The organism is Periweissella cryptocerci, assembly GCF_004358325.1.
In the GTDB taxonomy this organism is placed as follows: Bacteria; Bacillota; Bacilli; order Lactobacillales; family Lactobacillaceae; genus Periweissella; species Periweissella cryptocerci.
Window position 1 is genome coordinate 142,963 of record NZ_CP037940.1, and the last position, 12,960, is coordinate 155,922.

The 12,960-nt window shown below is 40.8% G+C and carries 13 protein-coding genes; 5 read left to right on the forward strand and 8 right to left on the reverse strand.

Annotated features, from left to right (window positions below):
• Nucleotides 1–36: 36 nt before the first annotated feature.
• From EQG49_RS00660 to EQG49_RS00670, 3 genes are all read right to left on the reverse strand, one after another.
• Nucleotides 37–459 carry a ribonuclease G gene (locus EQG49_RS00660; protein ID WP_133362145.1) on the reverse strand — a complete coding sequence of 141 codons (423 nt, stop codon included), beginning with the start codon at nucleotides 457–459 and terminating at the stop codon, nucleotides 37–39.
• A 535-nt stretch (nucleotides 460–994) separates the two neighbouring features.
• Nucleotides 995–1,279, reverse strand: a complete 285-nt coding sequence (locus EQG49_RS00665) for a hypothetical protein (protein WP_133362146.1) — start codon at nucleotides 1,277–1,279, stop codon at nucleotides 995–997.
• Nucleotides 1,280–1,391: 112 nt separating this feature from the next.
• Nucleotides 1,392–1,688: a hypothetical protein gene (locus EQG49_RS00670; RefSeq protein WP_133362147.1), complete on the reverse strand. Its 297-nt coding sequence runs from the start codon at nucleotides 1,686–1,688 to the stop codon at nucleotides 1,392–1,394.
• A gap of 393 nt (nucleotides 1,689–2,081) precedes the next feature.
• On the opposite strand from EQG49_RS00670, the gene EQG49_RS00675 reads away from it, so the two are divergent.
• The 4 genes from EQG49_RS00675 to EQG49_RS00690 all read left to right on the forward strand — a co-directional run bounded on the left by EQG49_RS00675 (nucleotide 2,082) and on the right by EQG49_RS00690 (nucleotide 5,642).
• Complete coding sequence (locus tag EQG49_RS00675; RefSeq protein ID WP_133362148.1) at nucleotides 2,082–3,395, forward strand: sensor histidine kinase; 1,314 nt, start codon at nucleotides 2,082–2,084, stop codon at nucleotides 3,393–3,395.
• Nucleotides 3,396–3,398: 3 nt separating this feature from the next.
• Nucleotides 3,399–4,145 carry a LytR/AlgR family response regulator transcription factor gene (locus EQG49_RS00680; RefSeq protein ID WP_133362149.1) on the forward strand — a complete coding sequence of 249 codons (747 nt, stop codon included), beginning with the start codon at nucleotides 3,399–3,401 and terminating at the stop codon, nucleotides 4,143–4,145.
• 604 nt (nucleotides 4,146–4,749) lie between these two features.
• Nucleotides 4,750–5,022: a hypothetical protein gene (locus EQG49_RS00685; RefSeq protein WP_133362150.1), complete on the forward strand. Its 273-nt coding sequence runs from the start codon at nucleotides 4,750–4,752 to the stop codon at nucleotides 5,020–5,022.
• Between the two features lie 200 nt (nucleotides 5,023–5,222).
• The gene (locus EQG49_RS00690) at nucleotides 5,223–5,642 is read left to right on the forward strand and encodes a transposase (RefSeq protein ID WP_133362151.1); all 420 of its coding nucleotides are present in this window, start codon (nucleotides 5,223–5,225) and stop codon (nucleotides 5,640–5,642) included.
• A gap of 453 nt (nucleotides 5,643–6,095) precedes the next feature.
• On the opposite strand, the gene EQG49_RS00695 is transcribed toward EQG49_RS00690, so the two are convergent.
• From EQG49_RS00695 to EQG49_RS00710, 4 genes are read right to left on the reverse strand one after another with little or no spacing between them, the layout of a single operon-like run.
• Nucleotides 6,096–7,136, reverse strand: a complete 1,041-nt coding sequence (locus EQG49_RS00695; RefSeq protein WP_133362152.1) for an acyltransferase — start codon at nucleotides 7,134–7,136, stop codon at nucleotides 6,096–6,098.
• A complete protein-coding gene (locus EQG49_RS00700) occupies nucleotides 7,123–8,019 on the reverse strand; it encodes a polysaccharide deacetylase family protein (RefSeq protein ID WP_165964699.1) in 897 nt (298 codons plus the stop codon). Before EQG49_RS00700 ends, EQG49_RS00695 begins: the two co-directional genes overlap by 14 nt.
• Nucleotides 8,020–8,071: 52 nt before the next feature.
• Entirely contained in the window at nucleotides 8,072–8,347 is a 276-nt protein-coding gene (locus EQG49_RS00705; protein ID WP_133362154.1) for a hypothetical protein, read from the reverse strand.
• A 2-nt stretch (nucleotides 8,348–8,349) separates the two neighbouring features.
• On the reverse strand, nucleotides 8,350–9,564 hold the full coding sequence (locus EQG49_RS00710) for a glycosyltransferase family 2 protein (RefSeq protein WP_133362155.1): 1,215 nt from the start codon (nucleotides 9,562–9,564) through the stop codon (nucleotides 8,350–8,352).
• A 218-nt stretch (nucleotides 9,565–9,782) separates the two neighbouring features.
• On the opposite strand from EQG49_RS00710, the gene EQG49_RS00715 reads away from it, so the two are divergent.
• The gene (locus EQG49_RS00715) at nucleotides 9,783–10,631 is read left to right on the forward strand and encodes an Rgg/GadR/MutR family transcriptional regulator (protein ID WP_133362156.1); all 849 of its coding nucleotides are present in this window, start codon (nucleotides 9,783–9,785) and stop codon (nucleotides 10,629–10,631) included.
• A 1,057-nt stretch (nucleotides 10,632–11,688) separates the two neighbouring features.
• Here the strand turns inward: EQG49_RS00715 and EQG49_RS00720 are convergent.
• Nucleotides 11,689–12,858, reverse strand: coding sequence for a cysteine desulfurase family protein (locus tag EQG49_RS00720; RefSeq protein ID WP_133362157.1), 1,170 nt, complete (start codon nucleotides 12,856–12,858; stop codon nucleotides 11,689–11,691).
• Nucleotides 12,859–12,960 lie beyond the last annotated feature (102 nt).

Sequence of the window (12,960 nt, forward strand, 5' to 3'; positions counted from 1 at the left end):
TTCTGTGCTGCAAAATATTCGCTGAATTCATTTTAACTAATCAAAAGATCCCAGTAAGCCAAGAACCAAGCCAATGATAAGGACTACAGCGTATAGGCCAAAAACACCCAGTGCGATGAAAAATTGCACCTTACCGGCCGTGTCCCATGAGCGTTGGGCACGCAGATATTCGTCAACTGACCGCCAGTCACCGTTCTGATATGCCCACCGATTACCGTTGATACCACCGACAATCGCCATCACCAAGTTAACAACCGGAATGAGCCCGAGCAGCATGATATAGGCGTTGTTGCCGACACCCCAAATCCAACCGAAACTAAAAGCGCCCCAATTCCATTTGTGCAAACGGCTGATATCGTCGGCAAAATCAGTTTTCTGCTCCCGATATTGTTTTAGTTTTTCAAACGAATCTGGTTCTGGTGCATTATTAAATTCTGGTGGCGTCATTTGATTTTCCATCTGTAAAAAGCTCCTATCATGTTGTAAATTCCATTAATGTCTATTTATTTCCATATACTATGCTAGTATGTCCAATTCAGCAAGGTATTCCCACCGATTGTTTATAAAAGTATAAACGCCACGATTTCATCTTGACTAAAATTTTTTTAGCGTGGAATTTGGATATGTGTCTCAGGTTGATTCCCACTACGAGGCTGGAACCAGTCTGGACACCGTGATGGAAGACAAGCATTTGAAGCCACAGTGCGGTCTTCAAATGTTTGCGAAGCTTGGTTCGCTAACGCGGTAACCATCTTCACAAATCCATAATCCTTGTCACTACAAGTTTAGCGGTAATCAATAATTCCACGCAGTGGCATCATACATCTCATCACATTTTATAAATTCCACGTCAGACGAAATAGAGCCTTCATGTTTTGCTGATTAAAAAAAGGCAAAGGACAATATGTCCCAAGCCCCATCCTTTTGAGTTATCAACTATACCAATATGTGTGGTAACAAATTCTTTACAGGCACACAGTCTGTAAATCAGCAGTCAATGAATAATTGTTGCGCTAATTACCATTAACAGCGTCAATAACCACATATGTGTTAAACCAGTCAGCCATTGCTTGTCATCACCGCCGAATTTACTAATCCCCCGGGTTTGATTAATAATGAAGCCCATAATTAGTAAAAGCGCAATGTAAACAAATTGACCAAAACCTAGATAAAACAGCAACTTAATCGCGTGAACCCCAATGATCGTTGCTATAAATGAACTAATAATTCCAAACTCTAATAAAATTGGCATGATTGAAAGCCCAATTTTAAACCGCATTTACTCACACCATCCCTAACAACGCACCTTAATTGCGGCGCGAATTGCTGCAGCAACTAAAATAGAAAAGACGCCCAAAATCCCCAAAATAACAATAATAATTGCCTTCATATTAATAGCCACGCTTTGTTGTCAGTTGTTGCACTCTTTTTTGCAAGATAACCTTTACTAGTCGGATAACGTGAACTAATGTGTAAAAGGCAATCAACCCACTAAAGAACATGAGCAACCAATGATCAGTTTGCGCAAACAACACAAACATTGTCGTAAATGTTAAGCTAATTAGCGCTAAAGGCGTTAGCAACAGTAATCGGATTAATTTTGATTTCTTCTCATTTTTGACATACCCCAGTACGTCGTCGAAAAGAAAATCAGATGCTATTTCAAATAAATCATAAACATCAAGCATAGTTACGCCTCGCATTGTTAAATTTATTAATTTAGCGGTTGCAGTAATGTACTGTTACTGCAACAAAAGCCATTCGTCGCTCCCCCGCTAGAATATAGTTAATCATAAACTGATTTTGCACTAGTGGCACAAATTTTCTTAAGAGGCCATTTTGGGGTCCTAAAGCGATATTTTGACTCCCCTGAAGCACCCATAATTCATCTTAAGAACGATTTACTATGCTTTAAGAAAAAGCCAACTATTTTGTTAGCCAATGTTGTATCCTATATATGGTTGGAAAGATATCCTAAAACAAAATACCCGCGCGCAGATATACGGATATTTTGGGATTTATGAAAATATGCGGGTCTGGGCACCCGATTTTGAAAAAATGAAATACGAGGAAACAAATTTATGGCAACTACCACTTCCTTACAATCATTAGTTGAAGAAATAATTAGTGTTTGGAGTTTTATTATTCTTACATACTGGTTTTTACCAGAGCTAACCAAAATTAAAACGTTGACGAAATTCAATATTGCGATGGCCATTTTCCTGCCCTTGGCGGAAGGAAACTACTTGTGGGCGGATTTATTTTACGTTAGTGTCGTTGCATTAATTATTTGGCGGCGGTCTGCTAGTTATCAAAAATTAATCATTAATTTTAGTATCATTTGGATGATTTGGGAATTGACCCCGATTTATGGGGATTGGCTAACAGCACACGTGTTCTTTCCCGCGCAAGCTAAGCAACAATATCTAAGCTGGCTGGCATTATTGACGGATGATTTATTGACGCTCATGTTCTTTGTCGTTGCTGCCGTCCTAATCCGGAAAGTTTTGTCGAAGCCACTTAACAGTTTTGATAATTTCTCAGATAAATATAAAGCGTCGATGCTCAAACTTTTTGCTTTCATGTCGGTGGTCTTCTTTTTAATTGCTAATATCTACCTGAAAATCACAAGCGATCAGTATACCAATATCGTGATGTTGGCGTTGACGGCCTTTACGGTAATTAGTATCTGGATGTATCATTTTTTCTTCCGCGCGTATGAAGATTCCTTACAGCAGCAAATTGAAAAATCAAATTATCAATTTTTACAAGAATATAATCAGCTACTTGTAGAAGCGAACAATCACGCCCGGGCGTTTAAACACGATACTAATAATTTGTTATCGGGCATCGAAGCGTACATTGATGAGAATGATATGGACGGATTACGGGTTTATATTAACCAAATCCTCAAATTAAACAATCAGCGCCTAGAACCCGACCACGTTGCCACGATGCTCAAAAACATTCAAAGTCTGGCTTTACGGCACACGTTAATCACGAAGTTACGCAAAGCACAGGATTTAGGTACCCAAATACACTTAGTTGCTGATCCAGACTTTATTTTAACGTTAACCGATGTTGATATGGTGCGTGTTGTTAGCATTTTGTTGGATAATGCGATTGAGGCCGTCGCTGACCATCCGGAAGAAAGCCACATTAATATTACCCTAACCTCTAATGAACATGAAAACCAATTGGTAATCAAGAATTCAATTTTTGAACACGTTGACATTGAACATGTTTACGAATCTGGTCATACAACGAAGGAAAACCATACGGGACTCGGTCTCCATACGGTACAGGCCATTGTCCACAAGCACCCCAACGTATTCTTTGGTGTTGAAGCAACTGATTCTTATTTTCAAGTTACCCTTACCAGTCGAAAGGATTAAGCGATGTTAAAAATATTTCTTGCTGAAGACACGCCAGAGTTGGCCCGCGTATACGCAAAACATATCCAAAACCAAATTTTTATCAACGATTACCAAGCAGAATTGGTCATGAGTACACCAGCCTCACAGCCAGTTATTGATTACTTGCACATGACTAAAGTTACCGGTGGGTTGTATTTTCTTGATATTGAGTTGGCGGATCCATTGATGAACGGTATCGACTTAGCCATTAAAATTCGCGAAATTGATTTAGATGCGGATATTATTTTTATCACGTCACATGATGAACTAGCGATGACGGCCATCAACGCCAAAATTGCAATGTTAGATTACATTATCAAAACGGGCGGTCTCGAAGTTACGAAACAACGCATTTCTGAAGATATTGAGCTCGCAATAAAGCACCAAGTGATGCGCAAGCAAATATCCGGCACTAGTTTTGTTTATACGATTGGCAGTAAGCAATTTAGTACCCAACAATCAGATGTATACTACCTTGAATCAGCCCCAGGCGACCACAAATTAGTGCTGCACCGCACCAATAAAGTTACCGAATTAAATGGTAACTTAAAAGAGTTTGAGCTCGAATATCCATTCATGATTCGCATTTTCCGTAGCATCCTAATTAATCGCAATAATATTGATTTTTTCGATGCTAAACAGCGAACAATCACGATGAAAAACGGCGCCGAGCTTCCAGTTTCGCTGCACTATGTTAAAGCGATTAAGAAAGTCATGGACGAAAAATAAATCCACGTCAAAAACACCAAATTTTTCGGCTCTATACTTTTTACTGTTGGTGGAGAAATCCGTCAGCAGTTTTTTATGTTCTTCGCGAGGGTGGAGCAAAGCGACAGATGAGCCTAGAATAGATAATTATGTACAAAACAAAAAGGACATATTAAATGTCCATCACCACGTTCCAACCGACAAAAATCAAAAAGTATGCGAGGTTATTTATTATGTCCCAAGACAATTGTATCTACGTGAGTTAAATTTTAATAAAAACATCCATTTACCGACAATGAAGCAGGAGAATGGAACTATTTTGATTATCGTGGTCGCGGAGACAAGCGACATAAATGCTTAATTTATACCGCTAATTTAACCTATTCCGTTAGCCGATGCAGTGACTGTGGTTTTCGTGATTGCGTCGAGCACTGGGGGTGGACTTCAACCGAGATGCGACTCACTGGCACGAGCTTGTGGGATGTGCGCTTAGCGCTGCGTAAACAACGTTTTTCACTGTAAGAATTGTGGTAATAACATTACAGCAGCGTCATCCGACTTCGAAAAGAACTGCCAAATTTCACGAAACACGAAAGTAATCGTAAAACAGAATCTAAACGAAGATATGATGACAGAAAAAACTGTAGCTAAGCACCTTCATATCTCACCTAATTCTGTACAACGAATCGAATATGACGCAATATACGAAGGCGGACAATACAAGTATCAATACAATTTTAAACAACAATTACCCGAAGCTATTTCCATGGATGAGTTCCGCTCAGCCAATGATCAGTTTAGCTTTATTTGGTGTGATGCCACTTCAATCAAGCAATTTGAAGTACTGCCCAATCGACTAACCAAAACAATCAAACAATATTTTCTTGGATTTCACTAGCTAATCGGAGCGTGTTAAGCACGTTGTCATGGATATGAAACGCTCAATACGCCAGTTTCATTAAGTTCTTATTCCGAACGCAAGAATCATTATCGACGGCTTCCATATCGCTCAGCGTATCGGGTAACGCCTTTGGATAGTGTTCGTAAGAACATTCAAAACGCATTGATGATAAACAAATAATCGAGCCCTATAAAATCATGAAGAGTCAATGGAAAAATCTTCACATGATGTATGAGGATCTCGAAAAAACGAAACCTTATTACATGCGTGGAATTAATGAATATCTAACACAAGAACAAGCGATTGGCATCGTCTTCGACGAATATCCTGAATTTGGTCAGGTTTGGACTGCATATCAGGAAATTATGAAAGCAATGCATAACAAAGATTTATCAGGTTTCGAAGACATCATCACTCATTACACGATTATGGGAAACGATATGGACAGCGCAATTTCGACTTTCGCCAAAGATATAAGGAATTCAAACAGCATCACCTCGAACTATTCAAATGGACGCGTTGAAGGTATGAACCACAAAATCAAACAGCTTAAACGTAACTCGTGTGGTTACAAAAATATGGCTCACTTACTCTGGCGAATCCGTCAGATTTTTTAAGATGTCCCAATCTCCATTTATTTGGCTCATATGTCACTCCGTTCCATCCTCGCAAAATAAACAAAAAAGGAACCAGAATCCATTAAGATTCTAGTTCCAAAATAGTCCTACCAACAGAATTTGACACAGAGCCAATTTTTCCTGCTTAAGCCGGGAGAAATTTGGTGTTTTTTTGCCCTATTTTGGATGACGTGGGATTGCGTAAAATTGACCACTGCGTGACGGTAAATTACTGCCACTCCGTTATTCGGAATAATGCTCAAGATAGCTAAAAACAGTTACTAACCATAGATCGCAATAGCATGAAAACTGAGAACCAATAGAACCGTAGTAATTCAATATTTGCAAAGTACAGAAACGACAATCCCACGCTAGAATAACTAGAACCGGAATTTTTAACCCCATTTCCATATGATACTGGTCAACATTGTATTCTGTACACGCCGCCCTACATCACAAAACTTGGTACTTTTGCCAGAACTTGTCCAAACAAACCCGCAACAGCTGCCAAAATAATTTCTGCGCAATCGCTAATAATAGTGATCCAATGAAAATTAGTAAAATTGGCACTGCCATCCATGCGAGCATGGCGCTTTCCGTTTTGAACCAGTTCATGAAGATCGGATAAATTAATTGATCACCAATATACGAAACCAGATACATTGCAAACGTGTATGGCGCAATATATTTGGCGATATCGCCGATTGTCTTTGGAAGCCGAGCTTTTAAAATCCCCACAAATATCACAATAGTTAGGGCGTAAATTTCTGAACTACCAAAGTCGTTCATTGGGAGCCATTGAAAAATACGACCAGCACTAGCATTCAGATTGTGCATCACGCTCAGTAACACAATCATTAATGTCACCAATCGAAGCGGGATTTGCGTTACTTCGGTCTCATACGTGTGAATGTACGCCCCCGAAAAGTAATATGCCAATGGATACAGCGTTACCCAATAATCGGGAATCATTTTACCGAAAATATTCAAGAACGTTGGCAGAATACATAATATGACAAAAGTCGCGACTAACAACTGATGTTGGCCACGCGTCTGACAGCCCTGCCAAATCATATTCAAAAATGGAATTAATAAATATAACCCGATGTACATTTCCACGTACCATGCATACGGTGCCGTCGAGTAGCTAAAGATTCCGAGAACGCCATCAGCCAAAGATAGGCGCTCACGAAATATCCCAATCCGCGCTAAGTATATCAACGCTGAGGATTGTAAATATACACTAAGGGTCGGCCACAATTTGTGATAGAATTCCCAGGATAATTCTTTTTCGTGCATGAGATATCCCGTTAAACACATAAACAATGGCACACAAATCATGCAAATTGTCCGCATACCAACCATGATTTCCAGTTGCCAAGAATTGATGGTGACATCATAGAACTTGGTGTTCAAGAAAAAGTGAATTACGATTACTAGGAGCACGGCTAAACACCGAATAACATCTAAATTAGGATTTCTAGTTTTGCTCATGCTGCCCCCTTGCTAGCCAGCCGTGAATGCTTGCCCAATTGTCTTTGGTAACGACTGTCCGTGGGATTTTGGCAGGATTGGTTTTGGCAGTGACGATACCACTGTTCAACATAAAAATCCCCCGAATCCCATGGTGCAGCAAGTAATTAGACATCCGCTGGTCCCCATAACCATATGGATAGGCAAAAAAATGCGCCGGTTCGCCGGTCAACATTTTAGCGAGCGTTTTTTGACTTTGCCGGTAATCTTGTGTGAACGTTGAGAATTGTGTTTTGTCGGCCAAAATTGGTTTGTTATGGCGCAGATAGTGCAAGTCGTTAGTGTGTAACCCTGCTGTGACATAACTTGGATTATAATTTGCCTGCAATTCACTCCACGGCGTCATTTCCGAGCCGTTCAAATATTGGCGCGTTTGGCCGGTAATAATAAATGTCGTATACGGAAATTGATACCGTTTCAAGATTGGCACAGCATTTTCAATTACTGTCCGATCAATGTCGTCAAAGGTAATAACCACATATTTCCGGTTAATCTTACCCCCATGCACTAGTTTGAGCATTTCCGACGGTGAAATCACTGGAATATGCTGACTTTTTAAATAACGCATTTCGTGAGCAAATTCATTTACGGGGACATTGAATGTTTGCAGTTGCGCGTCTTGGCTAATTTGTTCGGCCATTTTGACGGTGTCAGTTTGTTTGAGAATCCGGTGATAACATAGTACTACAATGCCGTTTTCGCTGCTCCTAAACGCCTTCGTGTTGCTATAGTTTGGCTGGGTTTTAGCTGCCTGTTGAATTTGTTGCGCGGCACTTACTAATTCAATGACTAACACCCCGACTAGAAACAACACAAGGCCAATAATTATCATGAATTTTTTCAAAATCTGTCTCCCCAATATCTGATAACTTGCCTGATACATATTACAAAATTAATTAAACTCCCCCAGATTGTCGCCCGATGCTAATAAATGCAAAGACCGTTAATGCGCTTAGTAACCAGAAAATAGCTTGTGTTAATTGGACTAAGGCATAGGTATCAACATTTATTAGCAAGCATACGGTGACTAAGCTGTCACTGTATACCCCACTCACAAATAGCACCACGGTACCAAGGCATAGGCTGACTATCAGCCACATTACCCCAATGATTGTATTTTCAAGCAAATAACGTCCCCAATTACGTTTTTTGCGAATAATGATATTTTTCATAACTATAATCCTCGATCTGGGCTTGCCCATTTGCCGTTCCCACTTTTGTGAAACAAGAGCGTAAACTCAGCTGCCAATGCCGCCATTGCGTTCAAGAGCCAGTAATAAAACATATACACCGGTATCACACTTAAATCCGCTAACGTAATTTGCACGGAGGACCGAAACTGTAACATGCCCACGTAGAATTGCAACAAGCCACACACCATATAGATGCTCACGACAATCCCATCCAAATGCAATTGTTGCGTTAATACACACGTTTCGACGTACTGTACAATCGAAATTACAAATAACCACATCCAAAGGTGCCCCGCCAGCATGTCTAATAACATCGCTTTACCTTGCCACCGTTGCCGCGTAAAAGTCCGCAATTGCTTAAGCAACACTTCTAATCCCCCAACTGCCCACCGTGAACGTTGCCGAAACAGCCCCCGCATAGTTTCGGGACCCAAGATGTACGTATACGCGCGTGGTTCATAACCAACTAACCAGCCAGCAGCATATAGGCGCCAAGTCGCATCGATGTCTTCGGTCATTGCCTGAACATCAAAGCCGCCAATTGCTTGCAATGCCTGTGTCCGATACAGCGCCGATACCCCTGAGATTGACATAATTTGTTGAAAATAAAACGACTGCGCTTCCTTGATATTACCGATAATCCCCAGATACTCGAGCGTCTGCACCCGCCCCAAGATTGATGTCCGATTACGAATGATTGGCCGCCCAGTCGCTGCCCCTAGCGCTGGTGTCGTTTCCATCCGCTGAACTAGCCACATTAAGGCATCCGGATGAGTACTAGCATCTGCATCAACAACATACACATAGTCAGTGGTAATCATAGATAGTGCGGCATTTAATGCACGTGCTTTACCCCCATTTTGCGGTAAGTCAATGATTTGAATCCGGTTTTCCCCGTGTAAAAGCTGTAATTGCTGCATTTTGGCAAGCGTATCGTCGGTACTTTGGTCATTAACTAAAATTAATTGATAATTGGCATAGTTTAGTTTCAATAGTGCCGTGACAACTTCGATAATTGTCGCGGACTCATTATAAGCAGGCACAATTACGGCAACACTTGGTGGCTTAACTAACACAAGTTTCGCGGGAGCATGCGTTAATTTAAAAAACAACGCCCCCACGAGCCAGATAAATGACATCACAATTGGATAATAGATGAAAAATAAATTCAAACCGTTGGCAAGATGAATGATCATAATGTCACAAGCCTCCTTTCTAAAACTCTAAAATCAATAAATACCACACGGCAACTCCTCCTTTCCCGTTAAAATATAATTTGATAATAGGCATAAACCGTGTTATCGTTTCAAAAACGTGCACATTTGCACGTTTCAGCCCACAAATATATTTATTCACAAAATCCCGTAATGTAGCACTAAGTCATTCCACATTTGTCAATCATGAGGAGAAGCTTATGAACAATGGAGAAACGATCAACCAAATTCGCAAGATGAAAGGTTTGACGATTGAAGAAGTCTGCCAAGATGTGCTTTCAAAATCTAATTACAATCGCTTTGTTAACGATAAAATTGATATTTCAGTCACGAAGTTTAATGGCCTTTTGGAAAATCTATGTGTAGCTCACGAGGAGTTTTTACGCATTCAAACTAGTTATTCGCATGCTGCCTTTCCCGAAATTATGCATCGCATGAAGCTGCATTTTCAGCAACACAGTATTGATGGCTTGCAAACAGATCTAGCCCTAATCACCCAACAACAGTCCCAAAATGTAAAATTCACGCACTTATTTGCATTATGCAAGATTATGATTTCACGCTTGGATAATTCCGACTCACTAGCATCTCAACGGCTTATTAGTACTTATCTAAACCACGTCGAAACGTGGACACACTACGAAATTGTATTATTCAATAATTGTATTTTCATCTTTGATTTACCGCTGGTATTAACGGTTATCAATCGGCTCGCACACACATTAGAAATGTATTCCTCCATTCAAAACTACGGCAACGAAACTTTTCGATTGTACATTAATATCATCACCGTTTTACTACAAAATGAGCAATTTGCTGTGGCACACCAATGTTTGAGTACCCTCCAGCAAATAAAGTTACGCCAAGAAGATTTACTCGAACGAAATATCCGTTTGTTCTTCGACGGCTTATTTTTGTTAAAAACTGACGAACCCGGCGGACGCAAAAAAATCCAATCGGCGTTGAATATCTTTTGCCAATTGGAAGCTAATGATTTAGTGACCATGCATGAAAATATGCTGGAGCAGTTTACAAAAATGTATTTATGATGCGAGCGCTAGGATGAGTTACCAGTTTGGCCCTATTCCGTCTGACGTTAGATTGAATAAACTTGCCCACTACGTGCCAGTAAATTACTGCCACTCCGTTAGTTAGTACTAATTCTCAAACTAGGGAAAAACAATTGCCAACCACAGAAACGACAATCCCACGCTAGGCTAAATATAGCCGGAACAATGCATGTTTGCAAAATAGCGAAAAAAGGAAGTGAGACAAAAAGCGGTTCGCAACCTTGCTATAATGAAACTTAACTTGTCAGCGATAGCGAGCAAAAACGAGTGTAGTGATGAATTAAGTGAGTTATATCACCGTTTGCAGTCTTTTGCTCGTTAATAAGCTGGATTTCTACCTAAGATAAGGAGAAATCCGGCTTATTTTGCCGGCTGCCTAATTTATGCCCTAGCCCTTTTTCGTTATGATAAATTACTGTCTATTTATTCTTGCGCAGACCCTCATTTCGGTACTTTTGTTTAAGAATACGCACATGCCCCACCAGAGAATATACTTTAGGCACTAGTTTGAGCACATCACAAAATCAAGTGATAGCCGATTTGATTAAATCTGCACCCCACGAATTGTCTGATAGTAATATTTCAAGCACCAATAATGTGGCGTAGTGAAAACGCAGATACAAAAAAATCGACATGCTATATCAATAGTATATCGATTTCACGAACCAATTTTGATTAGTACTGTTTTACATATGATAACTCTAAACAACAACTTTTTCGCTAATCTGAGAATTATCACTAACTAACGGAGTACCGGTAAATTGCTTGGCGGGCGCAGCCTTTACACCGCGACTGGGGGAATATGTGTGCAGCACATATTTCCGCTGAGGATAAGATGAGGACTCTTAGGAATTTATTCCTTAGAGTCCCAGCTTATCCGAACCTCCCAAGACCGCACTTTGGCTTGGGAGGTTGCTTCCAGCGTGGTGCGCCAAGTAATTTGCCGGCACGTAGTGGCCAATTATATTCAATCCCACATCAGAACGAAAAAAGGCTATGACTGAAAAATCAGTCATAGCCTTTTCATTATATTGGATTACTTCTTCAACCGCTTAACAGTCTTCGTAACATTGGCAATAAACTTGTCGATGTCCTCATTTGTTGTGTAACGGCCAAAGCTTAAGCGAATTGATTCGCTGATGCGTGGTGAGTCTTCACCGTACATTGCGGTCAGAACGTGAGATGGATCGAGGGAGCCGGCAGTACAGGCTGAACCCCCAGAGATGGCAATACCACCCAAGTCCAAATTAGTTTGCATGATGTACGTTGACACACCCTTAATCCAGATGTTCAAGACGTGCTGCAAGTTATCGGCGGTTAATGAGCCGTTCACTGCCACATCAACACCATTTTCAGCTAAACCATTCAAAACCCGTTGCTTAAACGCTGCGTATTTTTCTTGGCGGTGCTTCTTTTCCATTGGTGTAATGATTGATACAGCCTTAGCGAAACCAGCAATTGCGGGGATGTTTTCTGTCCCAGCACGGCGCTTTTCTTCTTGATCACCACCCTTTAAGAATGATGGGAAGATTAAACCATCGCGACGGAAGAGAAAGCCTAATTGCTTAGGACCATTAATCTTGTGGGCTGACGTTGACATCATGTCAATGTGGTCGCGTTTTACATCAATGTCCAACAAACCATAAGCTTGTACGGCATCGGTATGGAACCATGCTTGGTGGTCGGCCAAAATTTCACCGATTTCCCGAATTGGCATGTGTGAACCGACTTCGTTGTTACCAGTCATAATTGAAACCAAGATGGTATCGTCACGTAAAGCCGCCTTGAAGTCAGCGAGGCTAATTACACCGTTTTCGTCAACGGGTAAATAAGTTACTTCATAGCCCTTAGTTTCCAACCATTCAAGCGGTTGGATTACGGCCTTGTGTTCGATAGCCGTGGTGATAATGTGCATGCCTAAGTCTTTACGGGCTTCGGCAGTTTCCAAAATCGCCGTGTTATCTGATTCAGTACCCCCAGAAGTGAAGACGATTTCGTCGTCACGGGCGTTGATTGACCGGGCAATAGTGTGGCGGGCGTTTTCCAAAATGGTATGCGCTTCACGACCAAAAGTGTGCGTTGAAGACGCATTCCCGAACGTATTTTGCATTTTGTCCATCATTTCGGTAATGACTTCCTCGGCCATTGGCGTTGTTGCGGCATTATCAAGATAGACTAAGTTGTTCCCTAATGATACTTCTTTCATTTTTTTAGCGTTCCCTTCATGAATTTCTAGGTCCCTATTAAACCCATTACAAATGCAAAACACTTGCGCTACGTTTTTCCTAGAAATTGTATGGTTGAGTCT

What these genes read in the sequence shown, in the direction of transcription:
- EQG49_RS00660 (WP_133362145.1), bottom strand. Translation starts at nt 459, where the DNA reads ATGGAAAATCAAATGACGCCACCAGAATTTAATAATGCACCAGAACCA.
- EQG49_RS00665 (WP_133362146.1), bottom strand. Translation starts at nt 1,279, where the DNA reads ATGCGGTTTAAAATTGGGCTTTCAATCATGCCAATTTTATTAGAGTTT.
- EQG49_RS00670 (WP_133362147.1), bottom strand. Translation starts at nt 1,688, where the DNA reads ATGCTTGATGTTTATGATTTATTTGAAATAGCATCTGATTTTCTTTTC.
- EQG49_RS00675 (WP_133362148.1), top strand. Translation starts at nt 2,082, where the DNA reads ATGGCAACTACCACTTCCTTACAATCATTAGTTGAAGAAATAATTAGT.
- EQG49_RS00680 (WP_133362149.1), top strand. Translation starts at nt 3,399, where the DNA reads ATGTTAAAAATATTTCTTGCTGAAGACACGCCAGAGTTGGCCCGCGTA.
- EQG49_RS00685 (WP_133362150.1), top strand. Translation starts at nt 4,750, where the DNA reads ATGATGACAGAAAAAACTGTAGCTAAGCACCTTCATATCTCACCTAAT.
- EQG49_RS00690 (WP_133362151.1), top strand. Translation starts at nt 5,223, where the DNA reads ATGAAGAGTCAATGGAAAAATCTTCACATGATGTATGAGGATCTCGAA.
- EQG49_RS00695 (WP_133362152.1), bottom strand. Translation starts at nt 7,136, where the DNA reads ATGAGCAAAACTAGAAATCCTAATTTAGATGTTATTCGGTGTTTAGCC.
- EQG49_RS00705 (WP_133362154.1), bottom strand. Translation starts at nt 8,347, where the DNA reads ATGAAAAATATCATTATTCGCAAAAAACGTAATTGGGGACGTTATTTG.
- EQG49_RS00710 (WP_133362155.1), bottom strand. Translation starts at nt 9,564, where the DNA reads ATGATCATTCATCTTGCCAACGGTTTGAATTTATTTTTCATCTATTAT.
- EQG49_RS00715 (WP_133362156.1), top strand. Translation starts at nt 9,783, where the DNA reads ATGAACAATGGAGAAACGATCAACCAAATTCGCAAGATGAAAGGTTTG.
- EQG49_RS00720 (WP_133362157.1), bottom strand. Translation starts at nt 12,858, where the DNA reads ATGAAAGAAGTATCATTAGGGAACAACTTAGTCTATCTTGATAATGCC.